At 58.8% G+C, this 21765-nt stretch carries 14 protein-coding genes; 7 read left to right on the forward strand and 7 right to left on the reverse strand.

Features of this window, described 5'->3' with window-relative positions:
- Positions 1-83 precede the first annotated feature (83 nt).
- Positions 84-1121, reverse strand: a complete 1038-nt coding sequence (gene ruvB, locus SH139x_RS03365) for a Holliday junction branch migration DNA helicase RuvB (protein WP_488356153.1) — start codon at positions 1119-1121, stop codon at positions 84-86.
- A gap of 121 nt (positions 1122-1242) precedes the next feature.
- Between ruvB and bioA the strand changes: the two genes are divergently transcribed.
- From bioA to SH139x_RS03390, 5 genes are all read left to right on the forward strand, one after another.
- Complete coding sequence (bioA, locus tag SH139x_RS03370; protein WP_488353873.1) at positions 1243-2673, forward strand: adenosylmethionine--8-amino-7-oxononanoate transaminase; 1431 nt, start codon at positions 1243-1245, stop codon at positions 2671-2673.
- Complete coding sequence (locus tag SH139x_RS03375) at positions 2670-3242, forward strand: sigma-70 family RNA polymerase sigma factor (protein WP_488353874.1); 573 nt, start codon at positions 2670-2672, stop codon at positions 3240-3242. The genes bioA and SH139x_RS03375 overlap by 4 nt, the downstream gene beginning before the upstream one ends.
- A gap of 429 nt (positions 3243-3671) precedes the next feature.
- Positions 3672-3977, forward strand: coding sequence for a hypothetical protein (locus SH139x_RS03380; RefSeq protein WP_488353875.1), 306 nt, complete (start codon positions 3672-3674; stop codon positions 3975-3977).
- A 7-nt stretch (positions 3978-3984) separates the two neighbouring features.
- Positions 3985-4215 carry a hypothetical protein gene (locus SH139x_RS03385; protein ID WP_488353876.1) on the forward strand — a complete coding sequence of 77 codons (231 nt, stop codon included), beginning with the start codon at positions 3985-3987 and terminating at the stop codon, positions 4213-4215.
- Positions 4215-4619 (forward strand): hypothetical protein, encoded by a 405-nt coding sequence (locus SH139x_RS03390; protein ID WP_488353877.1) that lies wholly within the window; start codon positions 4215-4217, stop codon positions 4617-4619. Before SH139x_RS03385 ends, SH139x_RS03390 begins: the two co-directional genes overlap by 1 nt.
- An 8-nt stretch (positions 4620-4627) precedes the next feature.
- On the opposite strand, the gene SH139x_RS03395 is transcribed toward SH139x_RS03390, so the two are convergent.
- On the reverse strand, positions 4628-5020 hold the full coding sequence (locus SH139x_RS03395; protein WP_488353878.1) for a hypothetical protein: 393 nt from the start codon (positions 5018-5020) through the stop codon (positions 4628-4630).
- 428 nt (positions 5021-5448) lie between these two features.
- On the opposite strand from SH139x_RS03395, the gene SH139x_RS03400 reads away from it, so the two are divergent.
- Positions 5449-12939, forward strand: coding sequence for a hypothetical protein (locus tag SH139x_RS03400; protein ID WP_488353879.1), 7491 nt, complete (start codon positions 5449-5451; stop codon positions 12937-12939).
- Between the two features lie 409 nt (positions 12940-13348).
- Here SH139x_RS03400 and SH139x_RS03405 read toward each other — a convergent pair whose 3' ends face one another.
- The 5 genes from SH139x_RS03405 to nusA form a co-directional block, all read right to left on the reverse strand.
- Entirely contained in the window at positions 13349-14098 is a 750-nt protein-coding gene (locus tag SH139x_RS03405) for a YebC/PmpR family DNA-binding transcriptional regulator (protein WP_488353880.1), read from the reverse strand.
- A gap of 104 nt (positions 14099-14202) precedes the next feature.
- The gene (locus SH139x_RS03410) at positions 14203-15498 is read right to left on the reverse strand and encodes a hypothetical protein (RefSeq protein WP_488353881.1); all 1296 of its coding nucleotides are present in this window, start codon (positions 15496-15498) and stop codon (positions 14203-14205) included.
- Between the two features lie 61 nt (positions 15499-15559).
- Positions 15560-15970: a 30S ribosome-binding factor RbfA gene (gene rbfA, locus SH139x_RS03415; RefSeq protein WP_488353882.1), complete on the reverse strand. Its 411-nt coding sequence runs from the start codon at positions 15968-15970 to the stop codon at positions 15560-15562.
- Between the two features lie 34 nt (positions 15971-16004).
- Positions 16005-19163, reverse strand: a complete 3159-nt coding sequence (gene infB, locus SH139x_RS03420) for a translation initiation factor IF-2 (RefSeq protein WP_488353883.1) — start codon at positions 19161-19163, stop codon at positions 16005-16007.
- A gap of 210 nt (positions 19164-19373) precedes the next feature.
- Positions 19374-20837: a transcription termination factor NusA gene (gene nusA / locus SH139x_RS03425; protein WP_488353884.1), complete on the reverse strand. Its 1464-nt coding sequence runs from the start codon at positions 20835-20837 to the stop codon at positions 19374-19376.
- Positions 20838-21297: 460 nt separating this feature from the next.
- On the opposite strand from nusA, the gene SH139x_RS03430 reads away from it, so the two are divergent.
- Positions 21298-21762, forward strand: a complete 465-nt coding sequence (locus SH139x_RS03430) for a type II secretion system protein (protein WP_488353885.1) — start codon at positions 21298-21300, stop codon at positions 21760-21762.
- Positions 21763-21765: the final 3 nt, after the last annotated feature.

Below are 21765 nucleotides of genomic sequence, written 5' to 3' on the forward strand. Positions count from 1 at the left end.
GCCGCGGTTAGTTAGCCGCTTTGGCGCTAGCCGCGGTTAGTTAGGGTTTTTTGATAAGTTCTTGTTGAATGATGGGGAGCTGTTTAGATCGGCATTTTACGGCCCATATGCGCGAAGCCGGCGGCGGTTGCCATCCGGCCCCGTCGAGTGCGTACGATTAACTCGCTCCGCAACAAAAAGGGTTCGACTTCGTCTTCCAGCGTATCGGAGCTGACGTTCATCGTGTGAGCGATTGCTTCCAGACCGGCTGGTCCCCCATCGAACACTCGCAGCAGCGTATCGAGATAGCCACGGTCCTGTTTGTCGAGTCCCAGATGATCAATGCCAATCATCTCCATGGCTCGCACCGCGATTTCCGGCGAGACCGTCCCTGGGGCTCGGCTTTGCGCGTAATCGCGGACCCACAGCAGCCGGTTGTTGGCAATCCGGGGAGTGCCGCGACCGCGAATGGCAATTTCTTCGGTGGCCGGTTCGTCGACTTCGACTTTCAGTTTTTGCGAGTTGCGGCGAATGATTTCTCGCAAGTCGGCAATCGAATAATAGCTGAGATGCTCGCGGATTTGGAAACGATCGCGGAGTGGTGCACTCAACATGCCGGCCCGGGTGGTGGCGCCGATCATCGTAAAGGGTTGCAGGTCCAGGTTCAAAGTTCGCGCGTTGACCCCTTCACCCAACACGATATCAATGCGAAAGTCTTCCATCGCCGTGTAGAGGTATTCCTCGACGGTGCGAGGCAGGCGGTGGATTTCGTCGATGAACAGCACCGAACCGCTGGCTAGATTGGTCAGATAGGGGATTAGATCCTTGGGCGCTTTGAGCGCGGCCCCGCTGGCCAATTGCACGCTGGTCTTCATTTCGGCGGGAATCACGGTGGCAAAGGTGGTTTTTCCCAAACCGGGCGGCCCATCGAATAAAATATGCCCCAAAGGCTCGCCCCGCGAGCGGGCGGCGTCGATGGCGATGCGTAATCGTTCAATCGTCTCGCGTTGGCCGACCATTTCGTCCATCGCCGAGGGGCGCAGCCGGGAGTCTTGGTTGATCGCCGCGGGGATTTCGTCCCCGTCGTGCTCTCCACCATCGTCACCACCGCCCGATTGCTGGTAAATTGCCTCGCGTCCCATAACTCTCAGCACCGCTGTGAAATCTGGACAATCGTACAAATCCTTTAATCCTCTCAGCTTATCGACGGTTTGCCGTGGCGGGGAGGGCAGGGGAGCACTACCTGTGGAAATCGGAGTAAAGATGGCGACTGCGGACAACTCGCAAACAATCGTTGGTGAACTGCAGCTACCGGATGCACTGGAGATCGAGCGACTTGACCGCTTGGCCGTCTGGCATGGCTTTACGCAAATGGCCGAGTATCAACCGCTGGTGATCGAGCGGGCTGAGGGAAATTGGTTGATCGATTGTCACGGCCGGCGGTTGCTCGACGGGGTCAGCAGCCTGTGGTGCATTGTGCATGGGCATGGACACCCCCGCATCGTGGCTGCGATCGAGTCGCAATTGTCGCGCGTCGCCCAGGTCACTTCACTGGGGATGGGCAGCACGACCGCGGCCAAATTTGCCGCCCGGTTGACCGAGATCACGCCGCTCGGTTTAGAGCACGTATTTTTCAGCAGCGATGGCTCGTCCGCGGTGGAAGCTGCTCTCAAAATGGCTTTTCAGTATTGGCAACAGCGGGGCGAAGCAAATCGCAGCAAGACTCGTTTTGTTTCCCTGGGCGCGGCTTATCATGGCGATACTACCGGCAGCACCAGCCTGGGCGGTGTGGAGCTGTTTCACAAATTGTTCTCGCCGCTGTTGTTCGATGTGCTTCGCGGGCCTTGCCCCGATACTTATCGACTGCCCGCCGGAATCACCAGCGAACAGGCTTGCTCGCAGTACTTGAGCGAGCTCGAACGATTGCTCAGCCAACATGCCGGACAAGTGGCGGCGATCGTGATCGAACCGCTGGTCCAAGGTGCCGCCGGCATGATCATGCATCCGCCCGGTTTCCTCGCCGGCGTGCGGAAATTGGCAGATCAGTTCGATTGTCTGCTGATCTGCGATGAAGTGGCTACCGGGTTTGGTCGGACCGGAAAAATGTTTGCTTGTGAGCACGAACAGGTGACTCCCGATCTGCTCTGTCTCGGCAAAGGGCTCAGCGGTGGTTACTTGCCGATGGCGGCGACTTTGGCTACCGACAAAATTTGGCAAGCCTTCTTAGCCCCCAGCAGCGCGGGGCGGCAATTCTTCCATGGACACACGTTCTCCGGAAATCCGCTGGCAGCGGCCGCCGGCTTGGCTTCTTTGGAGGTTTTTGAAGAGGAACAAACGTTGGCAAAATTACCCGCTAAAATTGCCCAGTTGGCTGCCGAGTTGGCGCCGCTGGAGTCGCACCCGCGAGTCGGTTCCATTCGACAACGCGGACTGATGGTGGGGATCGAGTTGGTTGCCGACAAAGCAGCCAAGACCCCTTTGCCTGCGGATCAATTGCGGGGGCGGCGAGTTTGCGAGCGAGCGGTTGCGAGTGGCGTTTGGATTCGGCCGCTGGGAGATGTGGTGGTGTTGATGCCGCCGCTGAGCATCCAAACAGACGAATTGCAGTTGTTGGGCCGCGTAGTGCGGCAATCGATCCAGGAGGAATTTAATCACCATCCTTTTTTGGCTAATCTCAATCCGGGCAAATTATGAGCGAAGCGACGAACCTGTCACTCACCGATCCAGAAAATCTTTGGCAGTATCAACCTTATCTGAAGATGTTGGCCCGCGTGCAAATGCGCCGCGCCTATCAATCGAAGGTCGATCAGTCGGACATCGTGCAGCAGTCTTTAATGCAAGCCGTGCAGGCGATCGACCAGTTCCGGGGCGGAAGTGAAGCCGAGTTGCGGGGTTGGCTGCGGCAGATTTTGGCTCGCAATATCTCCCACCTCGATCGCGATATGCACCGTGATAAACGAGATGTGCGGCGGGAACGATCGATCGAGGATCGGTTAGCTCAATCGTCGTTGAGGTTGGAAGGTTGGCTGGCAGCCAGTTCGCCGACGCCGAGCCAACATGCCGTGGTCGGCGAACGCGTGATCCGGCTCAGTCAAGCGATTGAACAGTTGCCCGAGGAACAAAGAGAGGCTGTTAGGCTGCACTATCTAGAAGGTTTAAAGTTAGCGGAATGCGCCACCCGGATGGGAAAGACTACCGGAGCGATCGCCGGTTTGTTGCACCGAGGAATGAAAGCGCTGCGGCATGAATTGAAGCCAGGTTAGGTGTTAGCGGTTAGCAGTTAGTTGGCACAATGTAGAACGATTGTCCCCAATCGTTTGCGAGTCAACCTGCTTGACCCGCAGCCGCAGTCGCAGACACAGACGTTTAAGTCAGCGTATTACTCATTAGCAACCAAACCCCAGCGCCACGAAAAGACTCGCTCCCCGGGCTTGTCAGCGCCCGGCCCGCCAAAGGAAAGAATGATTAAGGAAAAGTGGAGATTGAAAGAGGCAAAATTCATCAGCGTCAAACCTGAAACCCACACTCTCTGCCCGAACTAGTCACGTGCAACCGAACGGTGGCTAGCGCCAAAACCGCTAACAGTTTGTTAGCCGTTTCCGTTCGCCCCGCAACAAACACCACACGCGTCGCCAAACACCATAAAGTAAACTATTGCGAGAACATTAAATTCCATCCCTGAAGCTCTCACCATGCACGCAAGCAAAACCATCGCATCATCTTCGTCCAAGCTTTGGCTGGTGGGCTTGCTGACGCTGATCAGTTCGTTGGGGCTGACGCTGTTTGTCGTCATGCATGTGTGGCTGCGAGACGATGCTTGGCTGGAAGATGAGTTACAGCGTGTGCAGCCTTCGGTCACTTATTTGGAACTAGAAGCAGAGATCGCCCGGGTGGAAACTAGTTTGTTACAGCAAGCCGCTTTTCGGCGTGCTTGGCAACAGTCGCAAATGCCGGCGGCAAGCCAAACGCCTGCTGCTGCCAACTCGGAATCTGATTGAGTTATTGATGCGCAAAATTCTGGGGCCGATGCGATTGATTATTCTCAGCTATCTGCTGTTTGGCATGGCGGCCTGCGCAGTGATGGTGGGTAAACAGCGGGCACGGGCTGAGACGCAGCGAGCGGCTGAACGTTATGGTGAGAAATGGCTGGCCGCTTCGCAAAGTCGCTCCGCCGCGCAACGTGCGCTGGAGCAGGCTCGCTCAGAAACCCCAGCAGACCAAACGCCAGCCGACTAATGAATTTCGCCGATGAATTCCACCATTCGCCGGGCAGATCACGCCCGGCAAATTCCTTGCGGGCCGCGATTGTGTTTGGCAGCGCGGGGCTGTTGGTCGTGCTGTGGTGCTGGTTATTGTTGGGGGGGCTTCCTCAAACGTATCCCCGTTCACCCGTGCCGCAGCGATGGAGCGGTGGTGAGCAGGTTGCTCTGGAACTGATTCCGAAGCGCAAGCAACAATTGGCGGAGCTCAAGGCCCAGCTCGATCGACAGCTTTGGCACCACGCCGCCGAATTGGTCACCGCACAGCGGCAGCCGTCCGCTACTCCGCCTGCGGATTCGCCCAATGATCTTCTACTGCAGGCTGCCCAGCGTTGGTTGGCCGTGCAACCCAGTCCGCCAGGCGGCGACTACGAACCGTAGTTGCGACATTATGGATAGACGTTCGACAGTGGATCGGCAATCGGCATCGGCTCGCCCGCTGGGGCTCGCGAAGTGCGCGGGCCGACGGTTAAGACTTCCCATGGCTTGGGATAAAAGTACTTCTTCTCAATCCGCCCGGCATGGTTGCGGTAAGAGCCCATATGCACATGCTCGTGCCAGCTCATTGCTTCTTGGCTGCTAGGCGCGATGATGTGGGAGATCGCGCCGCCCAAATATGACGGGCGATTAAAGCGGGCCCGATATGAATAAGGCAGGCGATTTCCCAACGGCGGTATCGGCTCAAAGCGATAATCGACCGGTGGCGTGGGCCAAGTCGGATGGTCGGCCAGGGCGACGGTCGAGACAGTGAACAGGATCGCGAGGCTGAGTAAGTTACGCATGGCATGAATGCTCCGGCGGGAAACGTTGGAACTGGTCCTAAGCATCGGATCGATCATACCACATGCCACACGTCAATCAGGTCGCTTTGAGCAGCGAACGGCATTCCAGTGCGGGCCAGCGCGATTGTTCGGCTTGCACCGGCGATCAGCGTTCATGACGGGGGTGACGCTCAGCGAAATCGATGCGGAACACCGACCTACCGCCATAAATGGGTGCAAATGGAAAAAAAAGTACCGTTTTGCGCGGTTGTTACGACTCCCTGGGCTCTCTGGTGAGCGAGGGTGTCGTATTGCTAGTGGCTAGTGGCTAGTGGCTAGTGGCTAGTGGCTAGTGGCTAGTGGCTAGTGGCTAGCGGCTGGGGACGCTCGGGGTTTTCAAATCGGTGCTCGGTTTCATCCGGCGCGAGAGTGATTTTAGGTCGTTCGTTATGCCAGTCGAATTCATGATCGGATTGCTCATCGCCTTCGTGGTGGTGACTTTCCTTGGACATTTTTCTTGGTTGATTTTGGCGGCGATTTTCCGCGCAATATTCTCTCACGAGTCGCCTTCGTCAAATCGTGCCAACGCCAGCGGCAACCCTAACTCACCCCGGCAGCAGCTGATCTCCGACCTGCTAGCCTATGGACGCGTGGTCAAATACCTCCGCTGGAAGGGCTGGATTTTGCCAGCCGAGCAGGAGCGGTTGGAGTCGCTGGCCCGCCGCGCCAAAGAAGACTTTTCCGCAGCTCACGTGGCGTCACCGGCAAACACGGAGGTAAGTCGCCCCCCCGCTAGCCAGCCAATAACACCAACCAGCCAGCCGCCAACTCCAGCCACGCACCGGTTACCATCTGCCCCCGCAGCACCACGTCCGACACCTGAGTTCACTTCGCAAGCAACATCGCGACCAGTGGCCCCCGTGCGGCCGAACCCCACACCACCGACGTCATCGCCCCTGACCTCGGCACCGTCACCTGCTCCTGCTGAGCCCGCTTCAGTTACTCCGGTTCCCGTAACTCCCGCTCCCGTAACTCCAACGCCGGTCACTCCGACTCCAGTCACCCCGGCTCCAACTCCCCTCGCGCCGTCTCCGCTTGTTCAAACGCCATCGGGGTCACAGCCTCCCATGGTTCAGCCGCAGCCAGCCATGGCTGTCGCTGCTCAACAGGTTCAGCGGCCATCGCTCGAGCCTCGGCGGGCACTGTCGGAAGTGTTGCAGTCGTTCTTAGCAGCCCACAACATTCGCTGGGGTGAGTTGGCGGCTGGAATTTTGATTGTGGTTTGTTCGATCGGGCTGGTGATCAGTTTGTGGAGCACGCTGACCGAAGCCAACCGCTTGATACCGGCTGCTGTTTTCTTGGGCGCGGTGGCGGCGATCGAGGGTGCTGGTCTATACACGTTAAAGCGTTGGCGATTGCGACACACCAGTCGCGCGGTGTTGATTATCGCCACGATGTTGGTGCCGCTGAGCATGATGGCCGGGATCAGCATCGCTGGCGGTGGCGAGCAGGCGATTTCGTTGGCCGAACCGCTGACGCTCGTCGCGGTGGGCGGCGGTGGAGCGGCTTGTGTGGGCATGTTGTACGCCGCGGGTGCCGCCTTGGTGGGTAAGCCACGTCGTTGGTTGTGGACGATCATGCTCGGGCTGCCTACGTTGTTGCTCCCCTTCGCTTCAGCGACAGCCAGGCTCTCGCATCAGGCTGTGCCTTGGATCATGCTGCTGGCTTCCGTGGCGGTTGCACTGGGCTTAATGGTCGACTCCCAGCAGTTGCGTCTGCATCCCTCGCGCAAGCTGCTGTTGCCAGCCAAACGGAATCACTTGACGATGCTCTATGGCTTGGTTGTCTACGCCTTGGGCGTGTTGTTGGCCATGTTTGTGATTCGCGGCGAGCGAGATTTGGCGACGTTGTTGCCACTGGCCTTAGCACTGATTCCCGCCTTGGCGGCTTTGACGGCGACTTGTTGGGAAGTCGCCCAACGAGTCACGGCGGCGACCTACCGGGTTGGCTATCAAGCGGTCGGCATCATGAGTCTGTTGGCCATCGTGGCGATTTTGCCACCTTCGCTGGATCGTTTTTTGTGGGTCAGTCTATGGACTTTGGGAGTCGCTACGACCGGCTTGTTATTAGCCTTTACGCTGCGGCAACCCAGGCTGTTGGCTTTGCCACCGCTGGCTGCGACTTTCTGGGCGCCACTGGCCACATCCGTGTGGTATGGCCAGCAAGTTTGGGACGCCGATTTGGCGATGTGGCGGCGTTACGTCAGCGGCAACGCGATGATTTCGATGTTGGCTGTGGGCGGTTTGACGCTTTTGGTCGCTGCGGTGCTGCGGCGCAAAGCGAAACTTACTCCGGCTGTCGGTTGGGTTGGGGAAGCGGCTCGTTGGTTGATCTATGCGGCGGGCATCAGTTTAACGCTCGGCGGGCTAGTCGGCGTCGCGGTTGGCTTGGGGCCGGCTGCTTGGCTCGATGGCGTGCCTCGCAGTTTGATCGTGCTGGCCTTGGCGACGTTGGCTTGTGCCGCGGCGAGCGTCAGCGAAGCGATAAAACTTGGTCGACTCCTGGCCGTCGCGGGTGTCTTAACAGCTGCCGCCACCGCGATCTTTTCCTTTGATGTTTGGTGGCAAGTCGAATTCATGATTTGGATTCCTCAGCTGGCGCTCGCCTTGACGGCCGCCGCGTTGGCGGTCGCCGGTCTGGGAGAATTGGCGGCGAATTGGCAATTGGGCCAGCCGTTGCCCGCGGAAACTGGCATGCCACGTCGGCGCGTGATCGTTTCGCGGCAGCGCCGGCTGTTGCCGGTTTGGTGGCGGGATGCGGGCCTGCTGGGTGTGCTGGCTTTGCTAACGACTCCCTTCTGTTTTAAATCACAACCTTGGTGGGCAATCGCAATCGCGGTGGGTGGCGGACTGTTCTTGTTGACGGCCGCGGTCCGTTCCCGGCGTTCCGGCTGGATTCCACTGGCCCAGTTGGCCAGCGGGCTGAGTATCGTGTTGCTAATCGCCCAGTGGCAACCCGATTGGTTATTGAATCGCGAGACTTGGAAGAACACCAGTGGTTTGTTTTATTGCTTGGCGATCGCTGCGGGAGTGGCCGCCGGGTGGAGCTTGTTGCGTGATTTTGCCGTTGGTCGTTGGCGTGCGTTGTCGCGAGTGCTCGATCGCGACGGGGTGCAGCTAGACAGTTGGCTTGGCTACTTGAGCTTGTTTGTCTTGGCAGCCACGGTGGGGATTAATTTATTGGACGTGATGCTCTGTCACGCATTCGGACGAGTTGCCAGCATTGCCGACTGGACGGCCGTGTTGTCCGGTGCCAGCATGATGCTTGTGTTGGCGCTCGCCCGCTCCTGGCCGTTATTGCTCGGCAGCACCTCCGCACATCGCTGGCGTTGGCGAGAACGTGGCGGCTCGTTGGTCAATCAAGTGCAGGTTTGGGCGATTGTGATGACTGGTTTACCAGTTGCCACGTTGGCCCTCGCACAAGTGTATCTGTTTGGTACGGGACCGCGTGGTGTGGTCGCGGTCGGTTGGGCTGGTGCGATCTTGGTGACAGGTTTGCTGGTCGCGCTGTGGCAGCTTTCGGGTAAGCGTGACAAATTACGGGGCACGATTCATGGCTGCTTTATCGCTTTGGTTTGCTTGGCCGGTTTCCTGACCGGCGGGGCCGCGATCTCGCTGTTGCAGGGGCCGGTCGGCTTGGTATTGGGTGCGTCGGCCAGCGGTCACTGGTTGCTGTTAACTTGTCTTGCTTGGGGGCTGTTGGGCAGTTTGGAACTGGCGCTGATGGCGCGTTTGATCGATCGTCAATGGCCAGCCGCTTTGTTGGTGATGTTGCTGCCGCTTACCCTGGTCGTGGCCACGCGGTTGTTTTTTCTGGACCCAGCGTGGACATCCTTGTTGGCGGCCGCGGTCGGCAGTCTGTTGGGCATGCAGTTGTTAGCGAGTTTGGCCCAGCGGAGCGGACTGACCAGTCGCATCGACGCGCTCGGTTGGCCACGCTCCGTTCGGGCGGCCCATCTCGCGTCGGCATCCAGCGGACTGTTTCCGCCCACCGCCATCGGTCTTGGAGCTTCGCTGGGCGTGGCAGTGGCGGCCCTGGTGGCGGTGCAGGGCATTGCCAGCGTGTTGCTGGTCGAACTGACTCGTATTGATCAACCGGCGGTGTGGCTAGCGCTTGCCACGTTGGGCAGCTTGTTGCTCTCGCAGCAAACAACGGACGGCAAAGTGCAAAAAAGTGTTTCCCTGGCAGCCGGTTTGATCAGTATCAGTGGTTTACTGAGCCTCACCCTGTCGGCTCTGCCTTCGTCGGTTTGGCCCTGGAAGGCGGTGGTCGACGAGCGGTTTGTGATGGCCACGATGTGGATGTTGGGAGCCGCGTTGGCGGGAACCTGCGGGTTGGCTTCACGATCGCTAGCGGGCAGATCGGTAGCGGGAGTGGGGTTATCGTTGTCGGTGGCTGCTTTGGTTGCCGTGCTCGGTTGGTGGGAAGGGGAAGCGGATAGCATGCGGTGGTTGCTGCTCGCTGGCACCGCGGCGGCTTGGAATGGAGGTTTCGGGTTGGCGATTTATCGTCGCTTGCAGCTGGCCGCTTTGGGGCAACTGGTCTCGCTGTTGGGCTTGGTCGCCGGGATTGGCGTGGTCAGCTTGTTGTCACTCGCCACCGAAGTTCAATGGGCGCTCGCCGGATTGCTGATGGCCGTGTTGGCGAGCGTCTGGAATATGTTGACCCCGGCTGTTGCTGCCGCCGTCAGTTCTGCACAAGCATCAAAGCTCAATGCGGTGCAGCGAGTCGTGCGGGCGGCTCCGATTGTGATCGATCGCTGGTTGGCCAGCGGGGTGATATTGGTCAGTCTTCGCCCGGCCTTTCGCACCTTCGCCATCTTCGGTGGGGAGCCGATTGGTACGACCGTTTTTTTGCTCATCTTGGCCTCCTTCGCCTGCTTGCTGGTTGTCGCCTGCTATCGGCGGGCGGCCAACAGGATTCCATTGCCAGCGGTGATGGCGGCTGTTCAAGTTTCGAGTTTGCTGGTTTGCGGTTGGTGGCTGGCACCCAACGCGGCGGAACCGGTCGCGGTGGTGTTTTGTTTGCTAGCTGCCGCGTTGATGATCGTGGGCAAGGCCAACTGGATGTGGTTGCTGCGTGGCACGCCGATGGCAGCGGAGCTTGCCGCCGGAAAAGGGCAGGGGAGCGATTTTGGGCAGGAGTTCGCGACGGCGTCTACCGCGGAGGTTTCGCAGCGGGGCGTGTTGCAGCTTTGGCAGCAAACGGATGAGCGGGCCAATGGTCAACCAGCGATGGTCGCCGGCAGTGTCACGCTGGCGATCGTGACGATCACGGGATTCATCTGGCAGGTTTTGGTTCAAGGTCCGCAAGCGGAACTTTCGCCGCTCGTGTTGTGGGGCTTGGCGGTGCTGTTTCCACCGCTGTTGCGTCAGTTGCGGTTGTTTGAAAATTTGCGTTTGGGAGGAGCTTTATTTGCCGGGCTGGCGACCAGCGGCGTGATGAGTGCCGCGGCCGTGTATTGGCAGTGGGTTCATTTGTCCGCTGCTTGGTTGATTCTCAGCGGCATTTGGCTGCTCACGATGTTGGTCGGCACTATATGGGCCAGTTGGCAAAAGCGCGGCTGGGCGATGGCGATGGCGGGCGTGCTGGCTGTCAGCAGCAGTATTCTGGCGGCTGCTCAGACAGGTTGGGGCGAGCCCGGATGGTCGATCTGGGTTGTGAGTTCGATCGCGGCTGTGACGTTGTCGTTGTTGATGTGGTCGCGTTTGGCTTGGTGGCAAACCGGTCAAGCCTACGGAGTGTTGGCGGCGGCATGTGGTCTTTTTGTGCTTGCTGATGGCAGCCCGACCATCGCCTTATTGGTCGCCAAAGTTGCCTTCGGTTTCGCGTTTTGCGCGATGTGCTGGCGATTGTTGGCGAGTGAACGGTGGGGACGAAAACAACAGTTTGCCGAAACTTCGGAGGTGCGTTTGCTGTGGATCGACAACCTGTTTGCGATCGGCTCGCTGCTGGCCTTTTTGCCGGTGATTGGTTACCTTACGCTCGGGCTCAACGGCAATGCTCTTGGTCTGGCGGTGCCGCCAATGGCAGCACCGGCGGGAGTGTTGCCGGTGGATGTGATGTTGTTGGGCATCTCGGCGATGGGGGTGGTGATTGTCAGCACGTTGGTGCGTTTGCGGAGTTTGCTGGCGATCGCCGTGGCTTATGTGGCCAGCCAATTGCTGTCGGCAACTTTGGTCGGCTGGCTGGTGCCGGCTGACTTTCAAGTCTTGCCCGTGGCGCTGCAGTGCTCGGCGGCGGCCGTGATCAGTGGGTTGTGGATCTGGGCTTGGCCATTGGTGTTGACGTCGCGCGCCGCGCAGCAGGAGTTTGGTGCCGAGTCCGATGATGGTTTCGAAGTCAAGAGCGCGATTATGTATCAACTGCCGGGGCGACAGGTGTTGTCCGGGTTGGTAATGGCGACGGCTGGCTTGTTGACAATCGCGGCTAGTTTTGCCGTGCTCGGTGGCATCGAAGCGACATCACGGTGGTTGCTGATTGCTTCGGTCGGTGCGATGGGGCTCAGCCACGGAGCGATTGCGGGTTGGTATGAAGCATTTGCTCCGCGGCTGCTTGGACGAGCGGAGGTGTTGCGGAAACTGGCCGTGGTGCTGGTCGTGTCGGCGATGGTGTTGGCCGCCCTGGGGTTGGAGCGTGACGCGAGGCCTTGGTGGCTGCTAGCGACAATGCGATTGTGGATTGCGGCCGTGATTATCACTCCCGCCGCACTCTGGGTCGCGGCCAACGTGTTGGGGCTCGATCGACAACGCTGGCGAGGCGGTCTGCGGCTAGCGGCCGGTTTGGGAGCCGCTCTGGCAGCGTTCGCTTTGCCGCTGATCTTTTGGCAAGAGGCGATGCTGCGTGGGACTTCTCAGTTGGCTTTGGTGCCTTTGCCCTTGGTGATCGGAGTCGCGTTTCTCATCGGTGCGGGTGCCGTGGTGGCGGCGATCGTCGGTTTGCTGCGGCCCGCGGAACTGAGTGTGCTGCCCGCGTTGAGCGATCAGCAGCGGCGGATCGCGCTTTACTTGGCTCAAGCACTAGGCGGGTTAGCTTGGCTGCATATTTATCTTTGTAAGCCCGATTTGTTGTTGGTGGGTTTGCGACCGTATTGGCCTTACATTGTGATGGGGCTGGCGTTTTTGAGTGCCGGTTTGGCCGAGTGGGGACGCAGGAGGGAAGACAAAGTAGTGGGGCAAACCATGCGTCAGACCACTTTGTTTTTGCCGCTGATTCCCGTGATTGGGTTTTGGTTGTCAGCGGGTGAAATGGACTGGACGTTCGGTGGCCAGCGGGTTTCCTACGCGTTCTTTTTGGTCGTGGCGGCGATCTTCTACGGCGGTTTGGCGGTGCTTTGGCGACAAGACCGCTTGCCACGGGTGGCTGGGATTATTTTGGCCAACGCGGCGTTGTGGGTGGTGTTGGTGCAGAACCCTGGATTTGGGTTCCTCGCACATCCACAGTTGTGGTTGATCCCACCGGCGGTCTGTGTGTTGGCTGCGGCCCAGTTAGAACGTCGGCGTTTGGCGCCTCAAGTCTTGGTTACGATTCGTTATGCGGCGACTTTAGTGATTTATGTCAGCAGCACGGCTGACATTATGTTTGGGGAAATTGGTTCGTCGCTGCTGGGGCCAATGTTGTTGATCTTGTTGGCCTTATTGGGCATGGTTGCCGGCGTGGTGTTGAGAACGCGGGCATTCCTCTACCTGGGCACGATGTTCATTCTAGTCGGCGTGCTCAGCATGGTTTGGCATGCCGGGCAAGCGATTGATCAGAATTGGCCTTGGTGGGTATTTGGCATCACGATGGGCATTTTGATTTTGGGTGGTTTGATGGCGATTGAAAAGAATAAGGCTCAGCTCCAGCAATGGGTTCGCAGGTTGAACGCTTGGGATGCTTAGCGGTTCTGGCGCTAGCCACCGTTTGGTTGCACGCGACTAGTTCGAGCAGAGAGTGTGGGGTTGTAGGTTTGAAGCTGATGAATTTTGCCTTTTTCAATCTTCACTTTTCCTTAATCGTTCTTTCCTTTGGCGGACCGGGCGCTGACAAGCCCGGCTGAGTTGGTGTCGCCGGGCGGAGCGCCCCGGCATACCACGGCGGCTCCCCCTCAACCCCAGCCCTTCTCCCCCAAAACTGGCCTTAATGAGGTTTGCCGTGCGGAACGTGCTCTTGCCAAGGCCAGTCCCGGGGGCGAAGGGAGCGAGTCTTTTTGTGGGGCTGCGGTGCTGGGTGCTAACTAGGTAACCCACTGACTGAAACGCCTGCGCCTAGCGGCTGCGGGTCAAACGGCTAACGGCTAACCACTAACCGCTAGCCACTCATTTCTTCCAGCATATCGGCGGAGATATCTAAGTTGGTGAAGACGTTTTGCACATCGTCGTGATCGTCGAGCGCTTCGAGCAAGCGGAGGCAATCGCGTGCCGTGGGGCCGTCGACTTCGGCCATGTTCTGTGGCAGGCGAGTGACTTCGCTGTATTCGGGTTGCAAGTCGGCGGCGAAGAAAGCCTCGGATAGTTCGCCAAAGACTTCGGGAGAGCAGACCACTTGCCGCCGCCCGTCCTCTTTCTCTTCGACATCCTCGCCGCCATGTTCGAGGGCGATCAAGGTGATCTGTTCTTCGTCGACATCGGCTGAGAAGACAAACAGCCCTTTGCGATCAAACAGATAGGCCACGCAACCGGTGGCCCCCAAGTTGCCGCCATGTTTGGAGAACAGTGTTCGCATCTCGGGAGCGGTGCGGTTGCGGTTGTCGGTCATAATCTCGCACATCACCGCCACACCGCCGGGGCCATAACCCTCGTAGAGAATCTCTTCAACGTTGCCGCCGTCGAGTTCTCCGGTGCCCCGCTTGATAGCCCGCTCGATATTATCTTTGGGCATGCTGACCGCTTTGGCGTCGTCGATCGCCTTGCGGAGCCGGATGTTGGCATCGGGATCACCACCCCCGAGCTTGGCGGCGATGATGATTGCCTTGCTAAGTTTACTCCAGAGCTTGCCGCGTTTGTTGTCGATCAGGGCCTTCTTGTGTTTAATCCCAGCCCAATGCGAGTGGCCTGCCATCGTGGTTGCCTCGAACGATCAAGTACCTGATTTTTAGACGGAGTGAGAATACATTCGCCAAACTCGCAGCCTGCGATACCTGCGGCCTGTCCAGCGGCGATTGCTCAGCGTGGCTTTCGTTTGGCAACTCGCTTCCCGCTGGTCTTCGCCGCAGTTTTCTTTTCGGCTGCCGCAGGTTGCTCGGCAGTCTCTGCCGCCGCGTCGGCTGACTTTTTGGCACCGCCGCTGGTCTTCTTGCCAGACGACTTGGCGGAGCTTTTCTCAGCCGGTTTCTTGGCCGCAGTTTTCTTCACGCCCGACTGCTTTTCGCTGGCCGCATCTTCGCTGGCTTGCTTGCTGCTGGCGCCGTTCTTGTCCGCCGACTCGACGCTATCCGCCGGCTTGCTGCCGCCCGTCTTGCCGGGGCTGGCTTTGCCGGTGAGCGACTTGCTGCCGCCCGTTTTGCTACTCGCTACTTTGCTGGAACTCGGTTTACTGGAGCTCGCTTTGGTGCCGCCGGCCTTGCTGTCACTTGCTTTGCTTGTGGCAGTTGACTTGTTGCCAGTCGACTTATTGGTACCGGCTTTGTTGGCGGCCGCTTTGCCCGCTGATTTGCCCGCTGATTTTCCGGCTGACTTGGCAGCTTTGGCTTGTTCCTTGGCCGCTTCTTCCGCGTCGGCATCGGCTTTGGCTTTCGCCTTGGCCTTTGCTTTGACCACGCGTCTTTGTTTGACTTCGGCGACGTGATCGGCCAATTTCTGATCGAGGTCAGGATTCAGCGCGACGACGATTTGGCGAGCGGCTTGATCGTTGGGGTCGATGTTGATGGCCACGGCCGCTTGGTGCAGCAGCGAGGCAAATTCAACACCTTTATTTTTGGGCACTGCCCGTTCCAGACCGGTAACTTTGCCGGTCTTTAGTTCTTTTTCGTTAATAATTTCGGTCAGCCAGAACAGTCGCAGGGCAGCCGAGTCGAGTGGGATGGCGTGTCCACCGAGGCCATGCTGGGTGATATAAGCCAGCACGAAGGGTGTCATTGAGGGGAGACGCTCGAACTTCTGAATCGCTTTTCCCAAATTCAGTTTGCGCAGCTCTTCAAGGTCGAAGGTGTACATCGACTCGAAGATGCCATGCAAGTTCTTCTTCAAGCGGACGGCGGCACCCTGGGCATCGGGCAAGCGTACCAGCACTTCGCTCAGTTCGGTGATGGTTGTGACCCGCACCTCATTCCAATCGAAATACTCTTGTTCGAGTCGGGCCAACGCTTCGTCGGCCAGTTCGTAGGGAGCGTTTTCCAGCAAGCAGGCATACAGCAGATGCTCCATCAGCGTTCGAGTTTCGACGTGGATAATCGGCTTGTAAGCTTTCTTCAGAAGCGTCTGAAGCTTGCTAATCCGGGAGGCTCGATTCTGGGCGCTCATGAAGGGTGTCGATAGCGGGATGCTGGTTGATCGAATGGGAAATTGGCGAGGCGAGCCACATTCAACGGATTGTGTCGTCCGACTCGTCAGTTGTTTCGGTTTGATCGGGCTCGTCGAGTTCGCCTTCGCGTTCTCGTTTGATGCGAGCCAATATCTCACCCACGGCGGCGGCGTTCTTAAGCCCCTTATCGAGCACAAAAGTTAGCCGCGGGGTGTAGCGGGTATCGATGCGATTAGCAATTCGAGCTTGTAGGAAGCCGGCTGAATTTTGCAGTCCACGGACCGATAATTTCTGTTTGGCATCATCACCCATCACGCTCACGAAGACTTTAGCTTCGCGCATGTCGGGCGCCACTTCGACACCCACAACGGTTACGTTTTGGATGCGTGGATCGCGGATGTCAGTCACAATTGCCGAAGCGACCACTTCACGGATGGCTTCGGCGGCTTTCAGTAAACGGCGGCTGGTCACGGAGGCAGGGATCGTAAGGAGGAAACGGGAGAGTTTAATCGAGCGTCCGGGCGACCTCTTCGATCTTGTAAGCCTCCAACACATCGTCTTGGCGGATGTCGTTGAAACCGGCCAGCTTGATCCCGCATTCCATGCCGCGGGGCACTTCCTTGACGTCTTCCTTAACTCGCCGGACCGAATCGAGTGCGTAATCACCGATGGTGCGGCCATCTCGATTGACTCGGATGCGGCAGCCACGTTCGATCACACCTTGTGCCACGTAGGAACCGGCGATGGTTCCACTGCGGCTGATCTGGAAGACCTGTTTGACCAGGGCTCGGCCCAACTCGACAACGCGTTCTTCGGGGCGGAGGCGCCCTTCCAAAATTGCCTTGATTTCGTCAGTTAACTTATAGATCACACTGTAGCGTCGCATTTCGACACCACGTTGATCGGCCAGGGCGCGAGCCGCTTCGTCGGGAATCACGTTGAATCCCAGCACGACGGCGTCTGATGCCGAGGCGAGCGTCACGTCGGCGACGGTGATCCCGCCGACCGATCGTTGCAGGATGCGAATGTCGACTTCGGGGTGATCGATCTTGGATAGCTCCTTGTCGATCGCTTCCAAAGAACCTCGCGCGTCGGCTCGAATGATCAAGTTCAATCGCACGCGATCTTGAACTTCTCCCAGCCGACCTTCTTCCATCATGGTTTGGAAGTTCTCGAACGAGACCTTGGTGGTGATGCCCGAAAGCGCCTCGTTGCGACTCGATTCCTCGCGCCCCGCGGCAATCTCACGCGCTTGGCCAATGTCCGAGAGCACGTGGAAGCGATCGCCGGGACCGGGCGGCTTGTCCAATCCGATGATGCTTACAGGCGTGCTGGGGCCGGCCGATGCCAGCGGTTTGCCAGTTAACGGATCGTGCATTGCTCGCACTCTACCGTGCGAGCCGCCGCAGACAATCACATCGCCGACGCGGAGCGTTCCGTTGCGAACGACCAATTTGGTGATCACCCCGCGGTCACCTTGCTGCTCGGCTTCTAAACAAACCCCAATGCCATCGCGGTTGGGGTTGGCGCGGTACTCATGCAGTTCGGCAACGGTCAGCAACGTTTCGAGCAGTTCATCCATGCCCTGACCGGTAAGCGCACTGGTCCGCACGACCTCGACATCGCCACCCCATTCACTGGGAGTCAGCCCATGCTCGGTCATTTGCGTCATGGCCCGGGTGGCATCGACACCTTCGAGGTCAATCTTGTTGAGTGCCACGACGATCGGCACCTCGGCCGCTTTGGCGTGGCTGATCGCTTCTTCGGTTTGCGGCATAATGCCGTCATCGGCGGCGATGACCAACACCGCGATGTCGGTGACGTTGGCACCGCGAGCACGCATTTCCGTAAACGCTTCGTGCCCCGGCGTGTCGACAAACGTGACCCGGCGATCACCTTCACCAACTTGGTAAGCCCGAATGTGCTGGGTGATTCCGCCCGCTTCGCCCTTGGCCACTTCGATTCCAATCAAGGCATCGAGCAGGCTGGTCTTGCCGTGGTCGACGTGTCCCAAGAAGGTGACGATCGGGGCGCGGGGAATCAGTTCTGCCTCGGTATCTGCAGTACTTTCAATGTGGCTGATCAGCTCATCTTCGAGCGTCTCTTGCGCCTTCAGTTCGATGTCCAGATCGAGCTCGGTAGCGACCAGTTCGGCGGTCTCTTGATCGATCGAGGCGTTGATGTTGGCCATCACGCCCATCCCCATCAGCACGCGCAAAACTTGAGCAACTGGCACACCGGCCGCTTCGGAAAAACTCCGCAGCGAACAGGGCAGCTCAAGGACCACTTTCTCTTTTCGCGGAGCCGCGGTGTTGGTTCCCTTGCGGGTCAGCGTGCGGCGGCGACGATTGTCGTCGCGGTTCAGCGAGTGCTCAATATCTTGACGTTGGTTGCTCCGCCGCCGGCCTTTGTTGCCGCGAACCGCCCGGGCGCTGGCCATCCCGGCCAATCCCTTGCGTCCTTTTTCTTCTTCCTCGCGACCGACCGGAGCGACGGGAGTTGCCGGTCCGCGACCACGGCCACGACCTTTTTCCGTTCCGGTGAAGGAGGAGAGGCCACCTTTGCCGGACGACTTGCCGCCGTCCTTCTGCTGTTCCTGAGCCTGCAACGCTTCCAAAGGCGCTTTAACCCCCTGCTTGTGGCCAGCGATGACATCTTTGCTGAGCCGGATTTCCGGCTTTTGTGCAGGTGGTTCATTGGCGGCCGGTTTGGCAACCGGCTGCTTGGCTTCGGGCATCGCTGCCAAATTAATGACCGGCCCGCGACGCTTCGTCGGCTTGCCACCGGTATCCTTGGGCGTCTCTTTTTCTTTGCCGCCGGTGGCGCGAGGTTCACCACCGCCACGACCGATGACGCGAATTTTACCGCCACCACCAGCACCAAACACACCGCCACGGACGGGCGCCCTGGTGGGCGAAGTGGGCGAGGCTGCCGCGGGACTTCCGCTGGCCGCCGCTTCGCGAGTCTCCGAGGGGCGTTTGCCGGTATCACCATCCGATTTAGAACGCTGTGACGTCGACGCATCCGCAGCAGTTTCACTTCTGCCGGGAGCCGGTTTTCCACCACCCGACGCGGGCGAGGAGGGGCGAGAGCCGGTGGGAGCCGAGCTGTCTCCGCCACGTCCCACCGACAATTTGCCAGCGGAAAGAGGAGCCGATTTACCGGCTGAGGCGGCCGTCTTGCTTGGACTATCAGGCTCCGGTGTGTCGGCCCGCGGGCTGGTCTGTTCGGACTTCGCCGCAGCTTCCGCCGATGTGAGTCCGGCTGTTGGCTCACCGGTAACGTGCCCACCAGCGACCGCTTCTTGCGAATCGGCTTCTGCGGCGGAGGTTCCGCTGGCAGTCTCCTCGGCGGGACTTTTCCGCTTGCCGATCGGCGTGTTGGCTCGTCGCACCGGATCGGTCCGCACGGGACGCGTCGGCGTGAGGCTGGCGGGACGGCGGGCGGGGGGGGCGATCGGCGCAGGCTTCTTCTCAGCCGTCTGTGACGCCTGTTTGCGAGCTTCAGCGGCTGCTAAATGATCCTTGACGCGTTGGACTTCATCATCGTCCAAACTGGCTAACGCCGACCCTTTGCCGGCTAATCCGACTTTCTTGCAGATCTCAGCGAGATCCTTGCTGTCGACTTTCAGTTCTTTCGCGAGCGCGTAAATGCGTACGGGCACTTGGAAACGATCCTGTGGATATTTCAAAAAGGATGTGCGTACTCAGTCGCAACGCTCTCGGCGATCAGCGGTCGGTACGCGGGCAATGGTTGGTTCACATAGGCGGAAATTCCTCCGTCCGCCAAACGATCCGAACCACGAATCGAATGGCAGAAGTTCTTACCAACGGCTGGCCAGTTCCCCGCAAAGGGATGGCCACCGTAGAAAACGTCACACCTTATCACGTGTGGCGTCGGCTGAAACGTCCTCATCAGTATTGTCGTCCGGAGTGGCTGAATCGGCAACCACTGAGTTTTCCGGTTCCGCGGACTGTGCATCCGCAGATTGACTCTCCGCAGCATCCTCAACCGTCGCTTCCGTGTCAACAGCCTTCTCGGGCTGATCCTCGTCAGCGGCTTGGTCGGAGTCTGCTGCCAGCTCCGCTTGACCAGATTCTTCGGCTCCAGCTTCTTCGCTAGCGGCAGTTGGTTCGGCCGGCGGTTGCCGATCCTTGTCTCGCCGCACTCGTCGTTCTTCCGCCGCGGCGACTTCCGCTTCTTCAGCCTTGGACTCAGCAATCTCGACAATCGAGTCGACTTGCTCGGCTGTTAAGCCGCCGAGCTCCATCAACGCATCGGGCTCGATCACTGATAAGTCATCATAAGACAGATAACCTTGCTCGACCAAACGCTGCGCCAACTCCTCATCGACGCCGTCGATTTCGCTGTAAGCGGCGACGGCTCGCTCGATTTGATCCTCCAATTCCTCGGAGGTCATGATTTCGATGTCCCAACCACACAGCTTGCTGGCCAGGCGAACATTTTGTCCACGTCGACCAATTGCCAAGGACAGTTGGTCCTCTTGGACCAGCACGATGGCTCGCCCGATGAGGTCACAGAGCAGCACTTGCTCGACCGCGGCCGGTTGCAACGCGTTGGGAATTAGGACTTGTGGGTCTTCGGAAAACCGCACGACATCGATGTGTTCACCGGCTAATTCTTCCCGCACCGCCTTAATCCGGCTGCCGCGAAAGCCAACGCAGACCGCGATCGGGTCGACTTGGGGGTCGGCGCTGCGAACGGCCACTTTGCTCCGGTAACCCGGTTCACGAGAGATTGAATTGATCTCAATGGTGCCATCGAGCAGCTCAGGGATTTCTTGCTCGAATAGCCGTTGGACCAATTGGGGGCGGTTGCGGCTGAGCACTACGCGAACGCGGTTCCCGGCCGCCCGAACTTCGTAAACGACCGCTCGAATGCGTTCGTTAGCGTGCAGTGTCTCCCCGGGAATTTGCTCGCTACGGGGTAGAATCGCTTCGACATTTCCCAGCTGCACCGTGGCCACGCCGCCATCGGCACGGCCGATCGCGCCACCGACCATCTGGCCGATCTGATCGCGATATTCCAGCATTAACGAATCGCGTTCGGCTTCACGCACTTTCTGAATGATGACTTGTTTAGCCGTTTGGGCGCCAATTCGACCAATTTGGTCTTCGCCCAAGGCTTCGCCGTCGAGCGTAGCGTAAGCTCGGCCCGATTGCCGGTCGAGCTGCACGACGATGTTGGCATCTTCGCCGTATTGCCGCTTGGCGGCAGTCTGCAAAGCGGCCTCAATCGCGGAGAACACGATTTCTTTATCGATGTTCTTTTCGCGATGCAGCGAATCGACGTAGCGGAGGATGTCTTGTGGATTCATGCCGCAGCGACAAGGTCGTTGGTGTGTATAAAATTAGGCCCGAGTGGAATCACCCGGGCCCGGCGTTGATCAGACGGGAACTAATGTAGGCTATCGGTGTTACCGGCAGGTGTCAACCAACCTTCCTGTCGCTACCGCCTCGATCTGCCTAACTGATGCAATCATTCCCAGGTCGGCTGGGCACAGGTATGCGGAATAGTTCGATTTTACTCATCAGGCGTGTGTTGTTCGCCGCGGATGTGGGGGGGAAAGCTAAGTTTCCTTCCCCCCGAGCCGTTTCGCGCCCTAAGTATTAAATGTGCGGAAGTTCTCGCTGTGGACCGGGGGGTTTCAATCTGTGGGCTAAGCCTCAGAGCGAAGTGGTCCCAGCTGGGCTGCCGTAGACGGGCGGTTGGTGTTTAGCCAACTGAAATATTCCGTTCGAACATGATTGTTTTCAGATACTTGGAGCGATTGCAAAGTGATCGAGGCGAAATTCCAAACTGCGATGGCTTGCCCAGGCCGCAGTCGACGTCGTCGGGCCTTTACGTTAATCGAGATGGTTGTCGTGGTGTTGATTCTTGGTATCGTCGCCGCAGTGGCTGTGCCGCGGATGTTCAACACGGCCGATTCGGCGGGCGAAAACGCCACGCGGCAACAGTTGGCATTATTACGGACCTCGATTGAACTGTACCGCAGCACCAATGGTGCCTACCCGCCGGGTACCGATTTCGCAACCGAGCTCCAGCCGTTTCTGCGTGGCCCCTTTCCGGCTCCGCAACTGGGCGCCGTGCGAGGACTTAATGGTGTCTTGATTGATGCCAACGGCGATACCGCCGTGGAAGCAGCCGCCGCAACGCCACCCGCCGGTAACGGTTGGGTCTACAAGCCGGCAAATGGTGACATCAAACTGAATCTGACCACCGGTGTGGGGTCAAACTGGTGAGCT

Source organism: Kothea flammea (assembly GCF_052161645.1).
In the GTDB taxonomy this organism is placed as follows: domain Bacteria; phylum Planctomycetota; class Planctomycetia; order Pirellulales; family Pirellulaceae; genus Laterigemmans.